Annotated in this window: 19 protein-coding genes and 1 riboswitch; of the genes, 4 read left to right on the plus strand and 15 right to left on the minus strand. The window is 68.7% G+C overall.

The features are described from left to right. The first annotated feature begins 37 nt into the window (after positions 1-37). The gene (locus tag ACFZDJ_RS02225) at positions 38-571 is read left to right on the plus strand and encodes a helix-turn-helix transcriptional regulator (RefSeq protein WP_391055476.1); all 534 of its coding nucleotides are present in this window, start codon (positions 38-40) and stop codon (positions 569-571) included. 1 nt (position 572) lies between these two features. Here ACFZDJ_RS02225 and ACFZDJ_RS02230 read toward each other — a convergent pair whose 3' ends face one another. From ACFZDJ_RS02230 to ACFZDJ_RS02250, 5 genes are all read right to left on the minus strand, one after another. After that, positions 573-1769, minus strand: a complete 1197-nt coding sequence (locus tag ACFZDJ_RS02230) for a hypothetical protein (RefSeq protein WP_384905846.1) — start codon at positions 1767-1769, stop codon at positions 573-575. Positions 1770-1801: 32 nt separating this feature from the next. Next, the gene (locus ACFZDJ_RS02235) at positions 1802-2833 is read right to left on the minus strand and encodes an NlpC/P60 family protein (RefSeq protein ID WP_390928057.1); all 1032 of its coding nucleotides are present in this window, start codon (positions 2831-2833) and stop codon (positions 1802-1804) included. A gap of 236 nt (positions 2834-3069) precedes the next feature. Further along, positions 3070-4110, minus strand: a complete 1041-nt coding sequence (locus tag ACFZDJ_RS02240; protein WP_168508229.1) for an NlpC/P60 family protein — start codon at positions 4108-4110, stop codon at positions 3070-3072. A gap of 385 nt (positions 4111-4495) precedes the next feature. Further along, positions 4496-5845 (minus strand): NYN domain-containing protein, encoded by a 1350-nt coding sequence (locus tag ACFZDJ_RS02245; protein ID WP_385380697.1) that lies wholly within the window; start codon positions 5843-5845, stop codon positions 4496-4498. A gap of 34 nt (positions 5846-5879) precedes the next feature. Further along, positions 5880-6119: a hypothetical protein gene (locus ACFZDJ_RS02250; RefSeq protein WP_054231545.1), complete on the minus strand. Its 240-nt coding sequence runs from the start codon at positions 6117-6119 to the stop codon at positions 5880-5882. A 152-nt stretch (positions 6120-6271) separates the two neighbouring features. Between ACFZDJ_RS02250 and ACFZDJ_RS02255 the strand changes: the two genes are divergently transcribed. Next, positions 6272-7003 carry a rhomboid family intramembrane serine protease gene (locus tag ACFZDJ_RS02255; protein ID WP_391055479.1) on the plus strand — a complete coding sequence of 244 codons (732 nt, stop codon included), beginning with the start codon at positions 6272-6274 and terminating at the stop codon, positions 7001-7003. After that, on the plus strand, positions 7000-7281 hold the full coding sequence (locus ACFZDJ_RS02260; RefSeq protein WP_101405598.1) for an Lrp/AsnC family transcriptional regulator: 282 nt from the start codon (positions 7000-7002) through the stop codon (positions 7279-7281). Before ACFZDJ_RS02255 ends, ACFZDJ_RS02260 begins: the two co-directional genes overlap by 4 nt. Before the next feature lie 61 nt (positions 7282-7342). Here ACFZDJ_RS02260 and ACFZDJ_RS02265 read toward each other — a convergent pair whose 3' ends face one another. The 6 genes from ACFZDJ_RS02265 to ACFZDJ_RS02290 all read right to left on the minus strand — a co-directional run bounded on the left by ACFZDJ_RS02265 (position 7343) and on the right by ACFZDJ_RS02290 (position 14780). Next, the gene (locus ACFZDJ_RS02265) at positions 7343-8704 is read right to left on the minus strand and encodes an aminotransferase class V-fold PLP-dependent enzyme (RefSeq protein WP_390928053.1); all 1362 of its coding nucleotides are present in this window, start codon (positions 8702-8704) and stop codon (positions 7343-7345) included. A gap of 193 nt (positions 8705-8897) precedes the next feature. Then, a riboswitch (SAM riboswitch) is annotated at positions 8898-9014 on the minus strand. A 325-nt stretch (positions 9015-9339) separates the two neighbouring features. Further along, positions 9340-10404 (minus strand): anthranilate phosphoribosyltransferase, encoded by a 1065-nt coding sequence (trpD, locus tag ACFZDJ_RS02270; protein ID WP_390928051.1) that lies wholly within the window; start codon positions 10402-10404, stop codon positions 9340-9342. A 155-nt stretch (positions 10405-10559) separates the two neighbouring features. Then, positions 10560-12200 carry a cytochrome b N-terminal domain-containing protein gene (locus tag ACFZDJ_RS02275; RefSeq protein ID WP_391055482.1) on the minus strand — a complete coding sequence of 547 codons (1641 nt, stop codon included), beginning with the start codon at positions 12198-12200 and terminating at the stop codon, positions 10560-10562. After that, positions 12197-13261 carry a ubiquinol-cytochrome c reductase iron-sulfur subunit gene (locus ACFZDJ_RS02280; RefSeq protein WP_054231550.1) on the minus strand — a complete coding sequence of 355 codons (1065 nt, stop codon included), beginning with the start codon at positions 13259-13261 and terminating at the stop codon, positions 12197-12199. The genes ACFZDJ_RS02275 and ACFZDJ_RS02280 overlap by 4 nt, the downstream gene beginning before the upstream one ends. Beyond that, on the minus strand, positions 13258-14067 hold the full coding sequence (locus ACFZDJ_RS02285; RefSeq protein ID WP_168508236.1) for a c-type cytochrome: 810 nt from the start codon (positions 14065-14067) through the stop codon (positions 13258-13260). Before ACFZDJ_RS02285 ends, ACFZDJ_RS02280 begins: the two co-directional genes overlap by 4 nt. A 92-nt stretch (positions 14068-14159) precedes the next feature. After that, entirely contained in the window at positions 14160-14780 is a 621-nt protein-coding gene (locus ACFZDJ_RS02290) for a heme-copper oxidase subunit III (protein WP_054231552.1), read from the minus strand. 193 nt (positions 14781-14973) lie between these two features. Between ACFZDJ_RS02290 and ACFZDJ_RS02295 the strand changes: the two genes are divergently transcribed. Further along, a complete protein-coding gene (locus ACFZDJ_RS02295; RefSeq protein WP_075026437.1) occupies positions 14974-15375 on the plus strand; it encodes a response regulator transcription factor in 402 nt (133 codons plus the stop codon). Positions 15376-15491: 116 nt separating this feature from the next. Here the strand turns inward: ACFZDJ_RS02295 and ACFZDJ_RS02300 are convergent, their stop codons facing one another. The 4 genes from ACFZDJ_RS02300 to coxB form a co-directional block, all read right to left on the minus strand. Further along, positions 15492-16754: an Ig-like domain-containing protein gene (locus tag ACFZDJ_RS02300; RefSeq protein WP_390928046.1), complete on the minus strand. Its 1263-nt coding sequence runs from the start codon at positions 16752-16754 to the stop codon at positions 15492-15494. Positions 16755-16904: 150 nt separating this feature from the next. Continuing rightward, complete coding sequence (locus tag ACFZDJ_RS02305; RefSeq protein ID WP_390928044.1) at positions 16905-17303, minus strand: cytochrome c oxidase subunit 4; 399 nt, start codon at positions 17301-17303, stop codon at positions 16905-16907. Beyond that, positions 17300-19036, minus strand: coding sequence for a cytochrome c oxidase subunit I (ctaD, locus tag ACFZDJ_RS02310; protein ID WP_054231556.1), 1737 nt, complete (start codon positions 19034-19036; stop codon positions 17300-17302). Before ctaD ends, ACFZDJ_RS02305 begins: the two co-directional genes overlap by 4 nt. After that, positions 19033-19992: a cytochrome c oxidase subunit II gene (coxB, locus tag ACFZDJ_RS02315; RefSeq protein WP_143601407.1), complete on the minus strand. Its 960-nt coding sequence runs from the start codon at positions 19990-19992 to the stop codon at positions 19033-19035. The genes ctaD and coxB overlap by 4 nt, the downstream gene beginning before the upstream one ends. Between the last annotated feature and the right edge of the window lie 153 nt (positions 19993-20145).

Below are 20145 nucleotides of genomic sequence, written 5' to 3' on the forward strand. Positions count from 1 at the left end.
TGGGCGCTCCGACACCCGCAAGCAAGGAGCGCCCCGCATGCTGGAGCTCTCGATACTCGGATTTCTGTTCGAAGAGCCCTTGCACGGCTACGAGTTGAAGGAACGCATCAAGGCGCTCAGCGGCCATGTCCGCCCGGTCAGCGACGGCGCGCTCTACCCTGCGATCTCCCGCCTGGTGGCCGCAGGACAGCTGGACCAGCACACGGAGCCCGGCAGCGGCGCCGCCCCGCGTCGCATCCTGTCGCTCACCGAGAAGGGCCGTACCGAGCTCCTGGAGCGGCTGCGCCACCCCAAGCAGGCCGAGATCACCGACCACGTCCGCTTCAACACCCTGCTGGCGTTCCTGCGTCACCTCCCGGACCCGCGGGAGCAGGCCGCGGTCCTGCGCCGCCGCCAGAAGTTCCTGCTGACGCCCGCGAGCTTCTTCTACCGGGACGGCGAGCCCGTACGGGCGGAGGAGGCCGGCGACCTGTTCCGGCAGGGGATGCTGCGGGTGGCACGGGCGACGGGCGAGGCGGAGCGGGAGTGGCTGGCCGAGGCCATCGCCCATCTGGACACGCCGACGGGCTGATTCAGCCGAGCTGCGCCTTCAGGTACGCCCGCCACTGCTGCGTGAACTGCTCCGGCGTCGTGTGCAGGACGTCCCGCAGCGCGCCCTCGACGGCCCCCGCCCGCTTCTTGTGGTCGCCGACGGCCCGGTAGAACTCGTTCAGCCGGACCTCGCCCCAGTGGTCGGCGATCAGCCGGCAGGCCATCCAGCCGCCCTCGTACGCCCGCGCCAGCCGCGCCGCGTCCCCGGCGAACCCGAAGTCCTTGTCGTCCGGCAGCGCGGCCGGTACGTGCCCGTCCAGCACCGCCCGCTCCAGCTCCGGCGCCGCCTGCGTCGCCGTACGGCCGCCGCCGCGGTAGCCGACCCAGTCCGCGAAGCCCTCGGAGAGCCACAGGGGTGTGGCGGCGGTGGTGTGGGCGCGGGTGGCCACGTGCGTCGTCTCGTGGGTGAGCACGACCTGCTTGCCGAAGTCGCCGAGGAGGCCGTACGCATCGGGGTTGACGATGATCCGGTCCGCGGGCGCCCTGGCCGTCCCGCCCGCCTCTCCGGTCGTGACCGCCGCGATCCCCCGGTACCCGGACGCGGGCGCCCCGAGCAGTCCCGCCATGCCCTCCAGCGACTTGGGTACGACAACGACGACGTGCCCCGACCAGTCCGCGCCCCAGGCGTCCGTCACGGCGGGCACGGCGCGGTCCGCGAGGCCGGCGTACGCCCGCAGCCGCTCACCGGACTGCCCGACCCCCAGGACGAGGCTGTGCGCGCCCCGTACGACCGTCACCGCCCCCTGCTCCCACAGCTGCTGACTGGCCCGCTCGGCGGGCACGTCGGAGGCGACCCGCCAGGTCCCGCCGTCGCGGACCAGGCGCAGGGTGCGGGCCGCCGTGACGGGCGCCCTGTCGTAGCCCTCGATGCGGTAGCGCAGCTCGGCGCCCGCGGTGGCGCGGTCGCCGGAGCGGTGCAGGTCCGTCAGGCGGTACGACCAGTCGGCCAGCGGAACGGCGCGCAGCCTGGTGAACTCCGCGGTCGAGCCGGACGGTTCCTCCGTGGCCCGGTACGCCGACTCGTTCCGGTCCAGGACCGCGGCCGCCCGCCGGTCGAGGACCCGCTGCACATCGGCGGACGCGGAGTCCTGGGACGGCCTGCCGCCGCAGCCCACCAGCACGGCGAGCAGCAGCACCAGGGAGCACCCCGCCCGCGACGCACGCCTTCGACCAGCCACGTTCCCGATCGTACGGCGCCCGGGCGCGGGGGTCAGACCCGCGTCACGGACGAGATGGGCATCATGCCCACCGGGTCGTAGCGCACCGGCGCCCCCGGATAGGGCGCGTGGATCACCTGGCCGTTGCCGGCGTAGATCGCGACATGACTCGCGTCGGCGCGGTAGGTGACGAGGTCGCCGGGCTGCGCCTGGGAGAGCGACACCTGCCGTCCGGCGTACCGCTGTTCCTGGGAGGTGCGCGGCAGACCGACGCCCGCCTGCCGGTACGACCACTGCATGAGGCCCGAACAGTCGAATCCGCCGGGCCCGTTGGCGCCCCACACGTAGGGGCGGCCGAGTGCGGAGCGGGCCGCGGCGAGGGCGGCGGCGGCGCGCCCCGAGGCGGGCGTGGCACTGCCGAGTTCGGGCAGGTCGGAGCGTCCGGAGCGGGAGGCCCGGTGGTAGGCGGCGCGCTCGGCGGACGGCAGCGAGTTGAGCAGGAGGCGCGCCTTGGCGAGTTTCTGTTCGACGGTCCGCTTGTGCTGGGCGACGGCCTTGGTGCTCTTCTCCAGCTCGGCGAGTTCGGCGGTCGCCTCCTCGCGTTCCTGGGCGAGGTCGCGCATGGCGATCTGGAGGTCCTTGAGTTCGCCCGCCTGGTGGGCGTTGATCCGGTCGAGCGCGGCGGCCTTGTCGAGGTACTCGGCGGGGTTGTCGGAGAAGAGCAGTGCCAGGGAGGGGTCGAGGCCGCCCGCGCGGTACTGGGCCCCGGCGAGCGAACCGAGCGCGTCCCGCATGGTGTTGATGCGCTCCTGCTGCCGGGCGATGCGGTCCTGTGCCGTGCTCACCTCTTTGCGCAGGGCTCCCGCGCGCTCGTCGGCCTTGTTGAACGCCTCGGTTGCCTTCTCCGCCTGGGTGTACAGGCGGTCCACCTCGGCCCGGGTGTCGTCCTTCGGTGCTGCGGCGGCCGGTACGGCCCCGAGGGCGGCGGCCGCGACGGACATCACGGTCACGGCGACGCCGGCGATGCCCGCGGCGCTGACGCCCCGGTCGAACCCGGACGGTGGACGGCGGCGATGGGACCCCACGAGTAGCCGCTCTCCCTTCCGCTGACGGTCCCCCGGAGTTGGGGGAAACGCGCCAGACAGTAGCCGTGCGACTACGCACCGGCCAAAGGCCTCCAGGGGCGCACAACGCGGCGCCCCGCCGGAGACGCAGGTCACCGACGGGGCATGGGGTCAGCGGGAGTTACCGCAATTCGCCCGTTCGGGCGGCATGTAGAGGGGGGCCTCGATAAGGATCTCGCAGGGTTCGGGGAGCCGGATCAGACCCGGACGCCGAACTGGAACGCTCCGCCGATGGTGCTCATCGACTCGTAGCGCACGACCGTTCCGGTACGCGGGGCGTGCAGCACCTGGCCGTTGCCCGCGTAGAGGCCGACGTGGTGCAGGTCGCCGAAGAAGAAGACCAGGTCGCCGACCTGCAGATCGCTCTGCGAGTAGATGCGGGTGCCTATGGTCGCCTGCGACTCCGAGGTACGCGGGATGGAGACACCGGCCTGGGCGTACGACCAGGAGGTGAAGCCCGAGCAGTCGAAGGAGCTGGGGCCGGAGGCGCCGTAGACGTACGGCGAGCCGATCTTGGTCTGTCCGGCGGAGAAGGCGGCACCGGCGCGCCCGGACGCGGGTGTACCGGGGTCACCGAGAACGGTGCGCTCGCTGGCGCGGGTGGCGCGGGACTGCTCCGCGTCGATAGCCGCCTTCTCCTTGGCCGTCAGGGAGTTGAGGAGCTTCTGCGCCGCGGCGAGCTTGGTCTGGACCGTCTTCTTCTGCTTGGCCAGTTCCGTACGGGTGTCGGCGAGGTCCTTGAGCTTCGCGGAGGCTTCCTGCCGCTGCTGGGCGAGCGAACGCTGCTTCTCCTGGACCTTCTTCAGCGCCTCGACCTGCTGACTGCTCAGCTGGTCCATCGCGGACGCCTTGTCCAGGTAGTCGTCCGGGTTCGAGGAGAGGAACAGCGCCACGGAGGGGTCGATGCCGCCGGTGCGGTACTGGGCGCTGGCCATCGTTCCGAGCCCGTCACGCAGGGCGTTGAGCTCGTCCTGGCCGCGGGCCACGTTGTCCTGCAGGGTGCTGATTTCCTTCTCCAGCTTGTCCTGCTTCTCCTTGGCCCCGTCGAGCTTCTCGGTGGCCTGCTCGGTCTCCTGGTAGAGCTGGTCGACCTTGCTCTTGACCTCGTCCTTGCTCGGCTTCTCGCTGGGCGCGGCGTTGGCGGCGTTGGCGCTGAGGGCCACGGCTGCAGCGGCGGCGGTGGTGAGCACGGTCACACGGGTGCGGCTCGGCTGCTTGGGTCGACGGTGGGACGCCACGAAGGCGAGCTCCTTCTTCCTCCAGCCGCCTGCCGAGACGCCGACGGGCGGTGTCCCTCCGCCGTCGCTCCCAATGAGCGATCACCCGAGCGGAGGTTCGAGCCCAGACCCTAGTGACCTTCCTGTGATCAGTTCAAATCCAAACCTGAAAATTCTTAGTCACCCAGCGCATTCTTTGCACTCAACTCACATGCAGTGATGCCAGCCTGACGCTACGTTGCGTGAAGGTTTCGCCAATTCGGGCACAACGCGTGGATGTTACGGATGGGACTTACGGGCCCTTTGGGGCGAACAGCACAGATCACAGATCGCTGTTCAGTCGCCGTTCCGACCGCTGGATCAGTCGCTGTTTCAGCCGCTCTTCAGTCGCTGTTTCAGCCGCTTTTCAGCCGCGCGAAAAGCGCTTGAGAAGCACCGCGGAGGCCACCGGGCGGGCGCCCGCCTTGGCGATCCCGTCGGCCACCTCACGGTCGGTGGAGACGACGATGACGGGCCGCCCGGGCGGCTCGGCGCGCACCAGCTGGCGGATCAACTCGTCCGCCGTGACACCCGCTTTGGAGAACAGCACCCGCACCCCGCGCGGCGGCGCGAGCAGCACGGGCGCCGCCAGCTCGGCCCCGTCGAAGACACACGTCACCTCTGCCCCGGTCTGCGCGGCGAGCTGCGAGAGCTGCCCCAGCAGCCTGAGCCGCTGCTTCTCCAGCGGCATCTGCGGATAGCCGGTCTTGGTGACGTTGTAGCCGTCGACGACCAGATGCGCCTGCGGCAGCGCGAGGAGCTGGTCGACGATCGCGGGATCATTTTCGGACAGGGCGCGGGCCGCGATGTCCTTGGGCGTCATGCGCCCCGGTTCGACCGCGTCCACGGTCTCCGCCGGCCGTACGGACACCGGCGGCAGCGCGAGCTCCCGGCGCAGCCCCTGCGCCGCCTCCAGCACGGTGTCGAGCAACAGCCGTACGCGCATGTCCTCGACGCTGCGACCCTCGCGTGCCGCCTTGCGGGTGGCCTCCAGGGCCGCCTCGGCCTCCGAGAGCCGCGCCTTGAGCCGCCGGGTCTCGCTCTCGGCGGCGGACACCTGGGCCTGCCCGTCCGCCCTCGCGGTGTCCATCTCGCCCTGCAGCTTGCGCAGCGCGGCCTCGCCCCGCTTGACGTCGCTGAGGGCGCCGCGCAACTTACGGTGAAGCGATTCGGCTTCCCTCTTCGCGGACTCCAACTCCATGCGCAACCGCTCGGTTTCGGCCTTGGTCTGACCACGCGCCTGCGCAAGCTCCTCGCGCAGCCGCTCCAGCTCCGCCCGGCTCTCCTCGTCCGCGCGCTCGGCGTCCGCCCGCAGGGCCTCCTCGCCCGCGGCGGTCACCAGTTTCACCCAGCCCGTGGGGCGCAGCACATAGGCCGCGGCCGCCACGTCCAGCGGATCCGCGGCCGGTGGCGGCGCGCCGGAGTCGAGGGCACCGGCGAGCTCCGGCTGCGCCTCTCTGAGCTTCTCGGCGATACGCTGCCGGAACAGCGGATCGGTCTCCAGCGCGGCGGCCATGGCGTTGCCGGCGAACTTCGCCCGCCTATTGGGGGCGAACCGCGCATACTGCCGCAATTGGGCGGGCAATTCGGTGACAGTCAACCCGCCGAACCCGTCCGACACGATCTGTACGACCCGTCGGCGCACACCGTCGGGCAGCGGACGGTCGAGCACCTCAGCGGCGCCGTCGTCCGGCTCCCCGCCTGTGGTCTCCACCATCCGTCACCCCAATGTCTGTGCGGGGCCCGCTCCCTCAGGAGCCGGCGCCCGGCCTGTCCACCAGTTCCACCTGGTCCACCGCATTGCACCACCGGCAGCGCACCGACTCGATGGTCTCACTGACCACCTTGCGCTCCTCGACGTTCGGCTCACCGGCCAGGTCGAGGTGCACATACTCGACGACCTTGGACGAGCGGGTCACGTCGAATCGCGTGAGGTTGCCGCAGAGCGTGCAGCGCCAGCGAGTCTCGGCGGTCGGGAGGGGAACCGTCATGTGGCAGTCGCTTTCCTTCTAGTGTCCGTCCAGCGCCGGTCTCCGGCGCGTGTGGCTCGTTACCCTACGGCCTGGCGGGTACTCGACGCTCGGCCGTCCACGGCGGCGAGGCACTCTGCATACGTCGGTCCGGTTACGTCATGCTCTGTCCCATGATCAGCACCTGGGGCACGGCGGTCGGCAGGACGATGCGCGGTCAGTCCGCGCCGGTGACGTACGGACTGATCTTCCTGTGCTGCCTGATCTTCCTGATCGGTCCCGCCTCGGGACTCAATCCGTCGTTCGGCACCGGAGATGCGCTCGTGGTCGCCCAGCGGGCCTACTTCCGGCGCTGGGGTGTGATCCCCGCCGAGCTCTTCCACGGGATCCCGGGCGCCTGGCTCACCCCGGCCACGGCCCTGTTCATCCACGGCAGCTGGCTCCATCTCCTGGGCAACATGCTCTTCTTCTACGTCTTCGGAGCGATGACCGAGGAACGCATGGGCCACGTCCAGTTCGCCGTCTTCTACGTGGTCTGCGGCTACCTCGCTCTACTGGGTTACGCGATCGCCAACTCCGGCTCCGAGCAGACCTTGGTCGGCGCCTCGGGGGCGATCTCCGCGGTCCTGGGAGCGTTCCTGTACCTGTTCCCCAAGGCCCGGGTGACCAGTCTCTTCCCGTTCCTTTTCTTCCTGCCGCTGCGCTTCCCCGCCTGGGTCGTGCTGCCCTTCTGGGTGACCCTGCAATGGCTGGCGGCGGGCCGCAGCCCCTCGGGCCCCGGGGTCGCTTATCTGGCCCACCTGGTGGGCTTCTCGCTGGGGTTCGTCTACGCGTGGGTGCGGTTCGGGCGGCCGACTAGAGTGAAATCCCCAGCAGCAGCCCCCGAGGGAGAAAACCAGCCGTGATCACCGCGATCGTGCTCATCAAGACCAGCGTGGACCGGATCCCCGAGATCGCCGAGTCGATCGCCGCGCTGGACAGTGTCAGCGAGGTCTTCTCCGTCACCGGTACGTACGACCTGATCGCCATGGTCCGGGTGAAGGCCCACGACGACCTGGCGGACGTCATCCCCGGCAAGATCAGCAAGATCCCCGGCGTCGAGGCGACGGACACCCACGTCGCGTTCCGCACGTACTCCCAGCACGACCTGGAGGCGGCGTTCGCCATCGGTCTGGACAGCTAGGCACAGCCGCGCAATCTCTTCGGGGGTGTGGGGGCGGAGCCCCCACCTACCGCCGACGGCCTCAGACCGCCGGGACGCAGCGGCCGTCCTCCGTGCGGTAGTTCCACTTGGCACCGTCCCGCACCAGTTCCTTCACCGCACGCACGAAGCGCTCCACATGCTCGTCGGGCGTACCGGCCCCGAAGCTGACACGGATCGCGTTGAGGGACTTCTCCCCGGGCGCCGCCTCGGGCGCCCCGCACTCCCCCTGCGTCTGCGGATCGCTGCCGAGCAGCGTGCGCACCAGCGGGTGGGCGCAGAAGAGACCGTCCCGCACCCCGATCCCGTACTCGGCGGACAGCGCGGCCGCGAAGTGCGAGCTGTTCCAGCCCTCGACGACGAACGAGATGACGCCGACGCGCGGGGCGTCGTCGCCGAAGAGCGACAGGACGCGGACCTCGGGCACCTCGGCCAGACCGGCCCGGACGGTCCCGATCAGCTGCTCCTCGCGGGCGACGAGCGTGTCGAAACCGGCCTCGGTCAGCGCCTTGCAGGCGGCGGCGATGGAGTAGGCGCCGATCACGTTCGGGGAACCGGCCTCGTGCCGGGCCGCGCTCTCGTGCCACTCCACGTCCACGCCGCCGTCCACCCGTCGCGTGACCTTGCGGCTGGCGCCGCCGCCCGCGAGGTACGGCTCGGCCTCGCGCAGCCAGTCGGCGCGGCCGGCGAGCACGCCCGAGCCGAACGGCGCGTACAGCTTGTGCCCGGAGAAGGCGACCCAGTCGACGTCGAGGTCCCGCACCGACACCGGGTGGTGCGGGGCGAGCTGGGCGGCGTCCAGGACGATCCGGGCACCGTGCGCGTGCGCGGCGGCGGCCAGCTCGCGCACCGGCCACAGCTCGCCGGTGACGTTCGAGGCGCCGGTGACGCAGACGAGGGCCGGGCCGTGGGGGTCACGGGCGGCGAGGGCCCGCTCCAGGGCCGTGACGGCCTCCTGCGGGGTGCGGGGCGCGTTGAGGTAGGTGACCTGGGCGTCCTTCCACGGCAGCAGCGAGGCGTGGTGTTCCGTCTCGAAGACGAACACCTGGCAGTCGGCCGGCAGGGTGGCGGCGAGCAGGTTCAGGGAGTCGGTGGTGGAGCGGGTGAAGACGACCTGGTCGTCGCCCCGGCAGTCGAGGAACTCCGCGACGGTCCTGCGGGCGTTCTCGAAGAGGTCGGTGGACAGCTGGGAGAGGTACCCGGCGCCTCGGTGCACGCTGCCGTAGTACGGGGCGTACGCGGCGACGTCGTCCCACACCCGCTGGAGGGCGGGGGCGCTGGCGGCGTAGTCGAGCGCGGCGTAGGTGACCTCGCCGCCGGTCACGAGCGGGACGGTGACGTCTCGGCCCAGAACGGGCAGGGGGGCACAAACGGTCTGGTCGGCGGCAGCGGTGGAGACAGACATGGCGAGCTCCTGTGAGAGGCAGGCGGAATCGCTGCGCGGGCCGGGTGCACGGGGGTACGGGTGTGCGGCTGCACGGCTCGGCGCAGGGAGGAAAGGCGAAAGGGGTGTGCGGAGGCGGGGCTCTACGCCCTATCGCATTCGCTTGCTCACAGAAGGCTCCCTCGAACGACCAGGACCCCTGGGATTCTCGAGGGGTCCGCGCTTGCCGTAGACCTCGCTGCCTACGACCTGGTCTTCACCCGGGGCACCCCGCCACGGACGGAGGGTTGCCGGACAGCCGGCCGGGGCCTGATGGCTGTCACTCATGACCTGATACGGCATCCTGCCACAAGATCTTCCGCCCGCAACCCGGCGTCCGTATACCGGGACGCCGAGTGGGGGGCGGCCCCACGTTCCTCGCCCCCGCCGCCCCTACCCGTCCCATCCCCACCTGGGGGCTCCGCCCCCAGACCCCCAAAAGCCCGCGCAGTTCCCCGCGCCCCTAAAAGCAGTTCCCCGCGCCCCTAAAAAAGGGGCGCGGGGAACTGCGCGGACGAACAAAACCGGGGCGGGCGGGGAATCGGGGCGCAGCCCCGCCCCAGGGGCGCGGGGAACTGCGCGAGCAACCCCCACGCGCCCGCGGGGGGAGAAGTGGACTACGACTGGCTCGCCGCCACCCAGCGTTCCAGCGTTCGCTTCGCCGCCCCCGAGTCGATCGCCTCCGCCGCCTTCGCCATCGCGGCGCGGAGCTGGTCCGCGAGTGGCGCGTCGGTCGGGGACAGGGCGACGAGGGCCGCCGCGGAGTTCAGGAGCACGGCGTCCCGTACCGGCCCCGTCTCGCCGTTCAGCAGGTGACGGGCGACGTCCGCGTTGTACGAGGGGTCGGCACCCCGCAGCGCCTCCACCGGCACCAGCTCGAGGCCGACGTCCCGCGGGTCGAACGCCTCCTCGGTGACCTTGCCGTCGCGGACGATCCACACCCGGGAGGTGGCCGTGGTCGTCAGCTCGTCGAGGCCGTCGTCGCCACGGAACACCAGCGCGGACGAGCCGCGCTCAGCCAGTACACCGGCGATGAGCCCCGCCATCCGGGTGTCGAAGCAGCCAACCGCGGAGGCGGTGACCCGGGCGGGGTTGGTCAGCGGGCCGAGGAGGTTGAACGAGGTCGGAATCCCAAGGTCCCGGCGGACCGCGCCGACGAACCGCATCGAGGGATGGAACTTGGCCGCGAAGCAGAAGGTGATCCCGGCCTCCTCCACCACCCGCGCCACCCGCTCGGGCGGCAGGTCCAGGTTGATGCCGAGCTTCTCGAGCACATCGGACGACCCGCTCGCCGAGGACGACGCCCGGTTGCCGTGCTTGACGACCTTCGCCCCGGTCCCCGCGATCACGATGGCGGACATCGTCGAGATATTGACCGTCTTGGCCCGGTCGCCCCCCGTACCGACGATGTCGACGGCCGGCCCCGGGATGTGCAGCGGCTGCGCGTGCGCGTACATCGCCTCCACGAGACCGGTGATCTCCTCGACCGTCTCTCCCTTGGCCCGCAGCGCCACCAGGAAGCCCGCGATCTGGGCGTCCGCGGCCTCACCGCTCATGATGCGGTCCATCGCCCACGCCGTATCAGCGGCGCTCAGGTTTTGGCCGCCGAGCAGTGCACTCAGTACGTCGGGCCAGGAACGGCCCGCCGCGGTGTTGCCTCCAGCGGGGTTCACAGCGCTCATAAGCCGCTCCTGGGTCCGTCGTCCCCGCAAAGGGACGCCTTGTGTAGATGGGAACACCCTATCCAGGCCCGGAGACGGCAAAGAGCCCCCGTCCAGGCAATGGACGGAGGCTCTCGCCGTGGCGATCAGTGAAGACCGGTCAACCGGTCGGAGGATCAGTGGTGGCCGTGGCCGCTCGTGATCTCCTTGTACTCCTCGACCGTGGGCTTGGGGATCTGGCTGTCCTCCCCGTAGAAGCCCTCGCTGAGCTTGGAGCGCAGCCGCTCCGAGCCCTTCACCTTGCGCTCGACACCGTTCTCGTCGACCATCGGGCCGATCTCGGCGGGCTGGTACTGCTCGTGCGCGGTGAGCGTGTGCAGGGCGTCCTGGCTGAGCGGCTCGTGCACCTCGATGAACTCACCGTGCGGCAGGCGCTTGATGATGCCCGACTCGCGGCCGTGCAGCACCTTGTCCTTGTCGCGGCGCTGGAGGCCGAGGCAGACACGCTTGGTGATGACGAACACGATGACCGGCACGACGAAGAAGCCGATGCGCACGAACCAGGTGATCGAGTTGATCGACAGGTGGAAGTGCGTGGCCCAGATGTCGTTGCCACCACCGACGAGCAGGACGAAGTACCAGCTGATCCAGGCGGCGCCGAACGCGGTCCGGGTCGGGACGTTGCGCGGGCGGTCCAGGATGTGGTGCTCACGCTTGTCGCCGGTGACCCAGGACTCGATGAACGGGTAGACCGCGATCGCGACCAGGACCAGCGGGAAGATCACCAGCGGGATGAACACACCAAGGACGAGCGTGTGACCCCAGACGTTGATCTCCCAGCCCGGCATGACTCGGATCAGACCCTCGGAGAAGCCCATGTACCAGTCGGGCTGGGCGCCCGTGGACACCATGTCCGGACGGTAGGGGCCCATGGACCAGATCGGGTTGATCGAGGCGATCGCCGCGATGGCCGCGATGACACCGAAGACCAGGAAGAAGAAGCCTCCGGCCTTGGCCATGTAGACCGGCAGCAGCGGCATGCCGACGACGTTGTTGTTCGTCTTTCCGGGGCCCGCGAACTGCGTGTGCTTGTGGTAGAAGACCAGGATCAGGTGGCCGACCACCAGGCCGAGCATGATGCCCGGCAGCAGCAGGATGTGGACCGAGTAGAACCGCGCGACGAAGTCGCCGCCCGGGAACTGGCCGCCGAAGAGGAAGAACGCCAGGTACGTGCCGACGACCGGCACGGACAGGACCGCGCCCTCCATGAAGCGGACACCGGTGCCGGAGAGCAGGTCGTCCGGGAGCGAGTAACCGGTGAAGCCGGTGAACATGCCCAGGACGAACAGCAGGAAGCCGAACAGCCAGTTGACCTCACGCGGCTTGCGGAACGCACCCGTGAAGAACACGCGCATCATGTGCACGAACATGCCGGCGAGGAAGATCAGCGCCGCCCAGTGGTGGATCTGCCGGACCAGCAGACCACCGCGCACCTCGAAGGAGATGTGCATGGTCGAGTTGAACGCCTCGGACATCAGCTGTCCCTGCAGGGGGACGTAGCTGCCGTGGTACGTGACCTCGTTCATCGACGGGTGGAAGAACAGCGTCAGGTACACACCCGTGAGGATGATGATGATGAAGCTGTAGAGGCAGATCTCACCCAGCATGAACGACCAGTGGTCGGGGAAGATCTTGCGCATGTTGGACTTGGCCAGGGAGTAGATCCCGAGCCGTCCGTCGGCCCAGTCGGCGACTTTCTCGCCGGCCGGGGCCTTCTCGCGCGAGGGGCGCGAGTCGGAAGTGGTGGTAGTGCTCATCCGCGCTCCCAGAAGGCAGGACCGACGGGCTCTTCGAAGTCGCCGAGCGCTTCGAGGTAGCCCTGTTCGTTCACGCCGATGCGCAGCTGCGGCAGGGCGTGACCGGCCGGGCCGAAGATCACTCGGGCACCGTCGGAGAGGTCGAAGGTGGACTGGTGGCAGGGGCAGAGCACGTGGTGCGTCTGCTGCTCGTACAGGGAGATCGGGCAACCGACGTGGGTGCAGATCTTCGAGTACGCCACGATGCCCTCGTGTGACCAGGCGAGCTCACGCTTGTCCTTGATGTTCTCCGGCTGGAGCCGGACGATCATCAGGGCCGCCTTGGCGATCTGGAGCTGGAAGTCCTCGTCGTGCTCCTCCAGGCCCTCGGGCTTGGCGAAGGTGAGCGAGCCGACGGCGACGTCGGAGGCGCGCAGCGGCTCGTTCGTGTTCATGTTGACGAGCAGCTTGCCCTTGGACCAGAGCGTGTGGCGCAGCTTGGTGCCGGGCAGCGGGCCCAGGTCGCGCAGCAGCATGACGCCGGAGAGCGGGAACAGGGCCAGCGCGCCGAACATCGTGTTGCGGATCAGCTTGCGGCGGCCGAGCGCGGACTCCTTGGCGCCCTGCTTGAAGTCGGCCAGGACCTTGGCCTTGACCTCGGGCTCCGCCTCGATCGGGTGACGCTGGTCGGCGATCTCCACGTCGGACATCAGGGTGCGGGCCCAGTGGACCGCGCCCGCGCCGATCGCGAACAGCGCCACACCGAGGGTCATCCCCAGCGCGAAGTTCAGCGCGCTGATGTGCCCGAGCGGGAAGACGAAGATCGACTTGTCCCTCGGGATCGCCACGTACGAGGCGATGAAGCCGACGGTGGCCAGCATCGACAACGTGAACAGCATGGCGACGACGCGCTCGGACCGCTTGGCGGCCCGCTCGTCGATGTCCTGGATGCGGGGCTCGTGGGGCGGCAGGCCCGGGTCCGCGAACGGGTTGGTCTCGTCCGCGAGGGCTACGGCGCCGTGACCGTGCTCGTCGACCTGCTCAGCGGGCAGGTTCTCTTCTGGAATGTCTTGGCTACTCATGACTTCTTGGCCTTTGCGGTCCGAGCGGCGACCCAGACGGCGACGGCGACCAGGGCGCCAAGACCGAAGATCCAGCCGAAGAGGCCTTCACTGACCGGCCCGAGGCCGCCCAGCTCCAGACCGCCGGGGCTCTCGGTGTCGTCACCGTTGACCGCGTTGAGGTACGCGATGATGTCCTTCTTGTTCTTCTCCGACAGCGTGGTGTCGGGGAAGGACGGCATGTTCTGCGGGCCCGTCTGCATGGCCTCGTAGATGTGCTTGGGGTCGACACCCTCAAGGCTGGGCGCGTACTTGCCGTGCGTCAGCGCGCCGCCCTTGCCGGTGAAGTTGTGGCACTGCGCGCAGTTCGTACGGAAGAGCTCGCCGCCCTTGGCGATGTCCGCGCCCTCGGGGCTGACCTGGCTCTTCGTCGGAATCGTGGGACCGGCGCCGAGCGAGGCGATGTACGCCGCGAGCTGGTCGATCTCGGCCTGCGAGTAGATGACCTTCTTGCTCGGGATCTGAGCACCCGGCTGCTGGGCCGGCATACGGCCGGTGCCGACCTGGAAGTCGACCGCCGCGGCGCCCACACCCACCAGGCTCGGCCCGTCGGAGGACCCCTGACCGCCGGTTCCGTGGCAGCTGGCGCAGCCCACGGAGTAGAGCTTCTTGCCCTCGTCGATGGCAAGGGACTGGGCGGTCGTATCGGCCTGCGCCTTGCTCGCGGGTGCGAACGCGGCGTACAGCCCCCCGGTGGCCGCCAGCGCGAGGAGTAGGACGACGACCGCCGCCAGCGGATGGCGTCGTCGTGCGGAGAGCTTTTTCACGGATTACCCCGGTGTCAGGATCTTCTGCGTCGATGCTTCTGGAAATGGATCGGTTCGTCGCGTGCGATCGGTTCGCCGCGGACGCCGCCCGGTTACTTGATCATGTAGATCGTGGCGAAGAGGCCGATCCAGACGACATCGACGAAGTGCCAGTAGTAGGACACGACGATGGCTGCGGTTGCCTGCTCGTGAGTGAACCTCTTGGCCGCGTAGGTGCGACCGAGGACAAACAGGAAGGCGATGAGTCCACCCGTCACGTGCATGCCGTGGAAACCGGTGGTCAGGTAGAACACCGAGCCGTACGGGTCGGAGGAGAGCGAGAGCCCGTCCTTCTTGACCAGCTCGGTGTACTCGAAGATCTGACCGCCGATGAAGATCGCACCCATCACGAACGTGACGGTGAACCACATCCGGAGCTTCTTCACGTCCCCGCGCTCGGCGGCGAACACACCGAGCTGGCAGGTCAGGGAGGAGAGCACCAGGATCGTGGTGTTCGAGGCCGAGAACGGGAAGTTGAGATGGCTCGCCATCTCCTTCCAGTGATCCGGTCCGGTCACCGATCGCAGGGTGAAGTACATCGCGAAGAGGGCCGCGAAGAACATCAGCTCGGAACTCAGCCAGATGATGGTTCCGACGCTGGTGAGGTTCGGTCGATTGACCGACGGGTGCGCGTGCCCGGTTTCTACTGTCGTTGCTGTCGCCACGACCGACATTATGTCGGTCGCTTATCCCGCCCTCACGCCCGGGGGTGCCGTTCGGGGTGTTGATGGGTTGTGTCCAGCCCGTATGGCCCATCGAAGCCCTGTCCGAACCGGTGTTGACGAGGTGTTCGAGGGGGTAGCATCCGCGCCATCGGTACCAGGAGTTCCCGAGCAATGCCGTGCTTCTTAGATGCGTGGAGGAACAATGCAGCCGACCGCCACGGTGCTGGTCTACAGCGACGACTCCAACACCCGGGGGCAGGTGCGGCTGGCGACCGGCCGCAGACCGGCCCCCGACGTCCCCCAGGTCGAGTTCATCGAGTGCGCCACGCCCGCCGCCGTCCTGACGGAGCTGGACAAGGGCGGGATCGACGTCTGTGTGCTGGACGGCGAGGCTGTTCCGATGGGCGGCATGGGCGTCTGCCGGCAGATCAAGGACGAGATCTTCAACTGCCCGCCCGTGCTGGTGCTCATCGGGCGGCCTCAGGACGCCTGGCTGGCCACGTGGAGCCGTGCGGACGCGGCGGTGACCCTTCCGGTGGATCCGGTCGAGTTCGCCTCCGCGTTGGCCTCGCTGCTCCGCCGCAAGGCCCTTTTGGGCGCCTGAGAGCTCGCTCCGCCACGTAGACCGGCGTCTGCAGGTGATGCGTGGTTGCTCGCGCCCCGCGTCGGAGCCGCGAAAGAAGACAGCCCCGCGCCCCCCTTCCGGGGCGCGGGACGATCTCAAACGCTCTCCGGGCGCAGCCTCGCCCGGTCCATCGGTTTCGGGCCCTCCGGGGTGCCCGCTGTCAGAGCGCTGCCGTTGCGCCAGGCCTTCCAGTCGACGTTCCAGTCGCCGAAGCCGTTGTTGAACGGGGTCATCTGGTCACCGTTGGAGTTCTGGACCTTCACGATGTCGCCCGGGCGGACGTTCTTGAAGAACCACTCGGCGTTGCTGGTGCTCATCCCCGTGCAGCCGTGGCTGACGTTGGCGGACCCCTGCTCCCCCACCGACCAGGGCGCGGCATGCACGTACTCGCCGCTCCAGGTGACCCGGGTCGCCCAGTAGACGGGCAGGTCGTAGGAGTCCGCGCTGCCCTCGGCGATGCCGACGGTGGTGCCGCGCATCCGTACGTAGGGTTCCTTGCTCAGTACGACCTTGACGCCGTTGCGGGTCTCATAGCCCGGCTTGCCGGTGGTGACGGGGATCTGGTTGATCACCTGGTCGTTCCTGTAGATCGTCATGGAGTGCGCGGCGGCGTCCGTGACGGCGACGAAGCGGTCCCCGGTGGTGAGCGTCAGGGGCTTCGCGTCGCCGCCCCAGAGCCGGTCGGCGACCTTGATGCCCTTGAGGTTGCTGTGGGCCTGGATGGTGGCGTGGATGGGCCAGTACTCCTTGGGGCGGTAGTGCAGCGTCTTGTCGTCCACCCAGTGCCAGGCGCCCTCCGTGGCGGGCACGGAGTCGACCTTCAGGGCGCCCTCGACGATCGCGCGGGCGGCCTTGTCCTTGACCGGGGCGCTGAGTTCGGCGGTGATGGGCTGACCGACGCCGTACTCGCCCGAGACGGGCCCCAGCGTCACGCCCAGGGGCTTGTTCGTGGTGGGCGCGGTCGTCTCGAAGTCGACGATCTGGCGGCCGGGTGCGCCGTCCTCGTCCTCCGTGCTCACGTGCACCGTGTAGTGGGCACCCGCGGCCAGCGGTGAGGTGCTGTGCCACCGGGTGCCGTCGGCGGCGAGTTCGCCGGCCACATAGCGCCCCGACGCGTCGACGGCCGTCACATCGGTGATGCGCTCGTCGTCGCCCTTGGAGGTGATTTCCAGCGGCTTGTCCGGGTCGACCTTGCGGCTGTCGCCGACCACGTCGGTGAAGGAGAGCTGACCCGCCGCGTCGTACGGCCTGGCGGAGAGCGGGTGGCCGCTTCCGCCGCAGGCAGCGGCGGCCGCGCCGAGGGCGACCACCAGCGTGGTGCGGCTGACGACCGTGCGGATTCGCGGTGCGTGATTCATGGACTCACGCTATGAACACCCGTCAACCATGGCGCGGCGAGTGAGCCGTGTGGGGGATGCGACGTGCGGCAAAAGAGGAAGCCCGGACTCTCCGTCAGGAGAATCCGGGCTTCCGGGGTGTCCAGCGATCGCTACGGGACCGCGAGCGTGCTACTGGGTGCGGTTCTCACCGTGGTAGTACTCGAAGACCCAGCCCCACAGGCCGATCAGGATGAGCGGGAACCCGAAGTACAGCATCCACCAGCCGAAGATGACGGCCATGAAGGCGATCGCGCCGCCGACACCGAGCGCGAGCGGCTGCCAGCTGTGCGGGCTGAAGAAGCCCACCTCGCCGGCCTCGTCCGCGACATCGGCCTCGTCGTTGTCCTGCGCCAGCTGGTCGACCCGCCGGGCCGTGAAGGCCAGGTAGTAGCCGATCATCACGCTCAGGCCGAAGGCCAGGAACAGCGCCGTGGTGCCGGCCGGCTCCTTCGACCACACGCCATAGACGATCGCCATGACGAGGATGAAGACAGCCAGCCAGAGGAACATCTTGCCTTGGACCTTCACTTGCCGGCCTCCTTGCCACCAGCGAGGGCCTTCTCACCGTGACCGGCGTTCTCGAGCTGGTCGAGAGCGGCGATCTCCGGGTGGTGCAGGTCGAAGGCCGGGGATTCGGAACGGATCCGCGGCAGCGTGAGGAAGTTGTGGCGCGGCGGCGGGCAGGACGTGGCCCACTCCAGCGAGCGGCCGTAACCCCACGGGTCGTCGACCTCGACCTTCTTGCCGTACTTGGCGGTCTTCCACACGTTGTAGAAGAACGGCAGGATCGACAGGCCGAGCAGGAACGAGCTGATCGTCGAGATCGTGTTCAGCGCGGTGAAGCCGTCTGCGGCGAGGTAGTCCGCGTAGCGACGCGGCATGCCCTCGACACCCAGCCAGTGCTGCACCAGGAACGTGCCGTGGAAGCCCACGAACAGCGTCCAGAAGGTGATCTTTCCGAGGCGCTCGTCGAGCATCTTGCCGGTGAACTTCGGCCACCAGAAGTGGAATCCGGAGAACATCGCGAACACGACCGTACCGAAGATCACGTAGTGGAAGTGCGCCACCACGAAGTACGAGTCCGAGACGTGGAAGTCCATCGGCGGCGAGGCCAGGATGACACCGGTCAGACCACCGAAGGTGAAGGTGATCAGGAAGCCGACCGCCCAGAGCATCGGGGTCTCGAAACTCAAGGACCCCTTCCACATCGTTCCGATCCAGTTGAAGAACTTCACGCCTGTCGGCACGGCGATGAGGAACGTCATGAAGGAGAAGAACGGGAGCAGTACGCCACCGGTGACGTACATGTGGTGCGCCCACACGGTCACGGACAGACCGGCGATGGAGATCGTCGCGGCGATCAGGCCCATGTAGCCGAACATCGGCTTGCGGGAGAACACCGGGATGACTTCGGAGATGATGCCGAAGAATGGTAGAGCGATGATGTACACCTCTGGATGGCCGAAGAACCAGAAGAGGTGTTGCCATAGCAAGGCTCCGCCATTGGCGGCGTCGAACACATGCGCACCGAATTTTCGGTCCGCCTCCAGCGCGAACAGCGCGGCGGCCAGCACGGGGAAGGCCAGCAGCACCAGCACCGCGGTGAGCAGCACGTTCCACACGAAGATCGGCATGCGGAACATCGTCATGCCGGGGGCGCGCATGCAGATGATGGTGGTGATGAAGTTGACCGCACCGAGGATCGTGCCGAAGCCGGAGAAGGCCAGACCCATGATCCACATGTCGGCGCCGACGCCCGGCGAGCGGACCGCGTCCGACAGCGGGCTGTAGGCGAACCAGCCGAAGTCGGCCGCGCCCTGCGGGGTGAGGAAGCCACCGACCGCGATGAGCGAGCCGAACAGGTAGAGCCAGTAGGCGAACATGTTCAGCCGCGGGAACGCCACGTCGGGCGCGCCGATCTGCAGCGGCATGATCCAGTTCGTGAAGCCGGCGAACAGCGGCGTCGCGAACATCAGCAGCATGATCGTGCCGTGCATCGTGAACGCCTGGTTGAACTGCTCGTTCGACATGATCTGCGTGCCGGGGCGAGCCAGTTCGGCGCGCATCAGCAGCGCCATGACGCCACCGATGCAGAAGAACGCGAACGACGTGACGAGGTAGAGCGTGCCGATCGTCTTGTGGTCAGTGGTGGTGAGCCACTTGATCACGACGTTGCCCGGCTGCTTGCGCCGCACCGGCAGCTCGTTCTCGTACGAGTCTTCGGCTGCCCCGGCACCCTGAGGTTCGTTGAGGATGCTCACAGGTTGTTCGTCTCCCGGTTCTTCTCGTGGCCCGTCTGCTCAATGCCGGCCGGGACGTAACCGGTCTGTCCCTGCGCCGCGAGCTGCTTGAGGTGGGCCTCGTAGCGCTCGGGGGAGACGACCTTCACGTTGAAGAGCATCCGGGAGTGGTCGACGCCGCACAGCTCGGCGCACTTGCCCAGGAAGGTGCCCTCCTTGTTGGGGGTCACCTGGAAGGAGTTGGTGTGGCCCGGGATGACGTCCATTTTCATCAGGAACGGCACCACCCAGAAGGAGTGGATGACGTCACGCGAAGTGAGGACGAAGCGGACCGTCTTGCCCTTGGGCAGCCAGAGGGTCGGACCGGGGTTGCCCGTCTGCGGGTTCCGCTCACCCGGCGTACCGACCTCGTAGACACCACCGGCGTTCGCCGGGAAGTCCTTCTTGAACCGGTCCGGAATGGCACGCAGGTTCGGGTCGATCTTGGCGTTGCCGGTGACACCGGGAACGTCCTCGATGTAGTTGAAGCCCCAGCTCCACTGATAGCCGACCACGTTGACCGTGACGTCGGGCTTCGGCTTGAGGCTGAGGAGCTTCGTCTCGTCGCGGGCGGTGAAGTAGAACAGCACCGAGACGATGATGAGCGGGACTACCGTGTACAGCGCCTCGATGGGCATGTTGTACCGGGTCTGCGGAGGAACTTCGACCTTGGTGCGGCTGCGCCGGTGGAAGAACACACTCCACAGGATCAGGCCCCACACCAGCACGCCAACGGCGAGCGCGGCCGCCCACGACCCCTGCCACAGGGAGAGGATCCGCGGACCCTCTTCTGTGGTCGGGGTGGGCATACCAAGGCGGGGGAAGTCCTTGTATGTGCAACCGGTGGCGGTCGCCAGGACCAGGCCCGCAGTCAGTGCCTGCAGCAGCTTCCGCCGCATCGGGCGCCGCGGCGAGCGGTCGGAGCCGTTGGGACTCACGTAGCGCCTTCCCGAGAGTCTCGCCCGCGCGGTTGGCTGCGGCCTTCTCGCTGGTCGGTCGCCGCCCTGCGTCGGGCAGGGGTTTGGATGTTTATGCGGACCAAACCCTACTGGACGCTATTTGGGGTCGCGCGGGGAGGGTGCCCAACGCGC

The sequence above is a fragment of the Streptomyces sp. NPDC007896 genome (genome assembly GCF_042959425.1).
Taxonomy (GTDB): Bacteria; Actinomycetota; Actinomycetes; order Streptomycetales; family Streptomycetaceae; genus Streptomyces.

What these genes read in the sequence shown, in the direction of transcription:
- ACFZDJ_RS02225 (WP_391055476.1), top strand. Translation starts at nt 38, where the DNA reads ATGCTGGAGCTCTCGATACTCGGATTTCTGTTCGAAGAGCCCTTGCAC.
- ACFZDJ_RS02245 (WP_385380697.1), bottom strand. Translation starts at nt 5,845, where the DNA reads ATGGTGGAGACCACAGGCGGGGAGCCGGACGACGGCGCCGCTGAGGTG.
- ACFZDJ_RS02250 (WP_054231545.1), bottom strand. Translation starts at nt 6,119, where the DNA reads ATGACGGTTCCCCTCCCGACCGCCGAGACTCGCTGGCGCTGCACGCTC.
- ACFZDJ_RS02255 (WP_391055479.1), top strand. Translation starts at nt 6,272, where the DNA reads ATGATCAGCACCTGGGGCACGGCGGTCGGCAGGACGATGCGCGGTCAG.
- ACFZDJ_RS02265 (WP_390928053.1), bottom strand. Translation starts at nt 8,704, where the DNA reads ATGTCTGTCTCCACCGCTGCCGCCGACCAGACCGTTTGTGCCCCCCTG.
- trpD (WP_390928051.1), bottom strand. Translation starts at nt 10,404, where the DNA reads ATGAGCGCTGTGAACCCCGCTGGAGGCAACACCGCGGCGGGCCGTTCC.
- ACFZDJ_RS02275 (WP_391055482.1), bottom strand. Translation starts at nt 12,200, where the DNA reads ATGAGCACTACCACCACTTCCGACTCGCGCCCCTCGCGCGAGAAGGCC.
- ACFZDJ_RS02280 (WP_054231550.1), bottom strand. Translation starts at nt 13,261, where the DNA reads ATGAGTAGCCAAGACATTCCAGAAGAGAACCTGCCCGCTGAGCAGGTC.
- ACFZDJ_RS02290 (WP_054231552.1), bottom strand. Translation starts at nt 14,780, where the DNA reads ATGTCGGTCGTGGCGACAGCAACGACAGTAGAAACCGGGCACGCGCAC.
- ACFZDJ_RS02295 (WP_075026437.1), top strand. Translation starts at nt 14,974, where the DNA reads ATGCAGCCGACCGCCACGGTGCTGGTCTACAGCGACGACTCCAACACC.
- ACFZDJ_RS02300 (WP_390928046.1), bottom strand. Translation starts at nt 16,754, where the DNA reads ATGAATCACGCACCGCGAATCCGCACGGTCGTCAGCCGCACCACGCTG.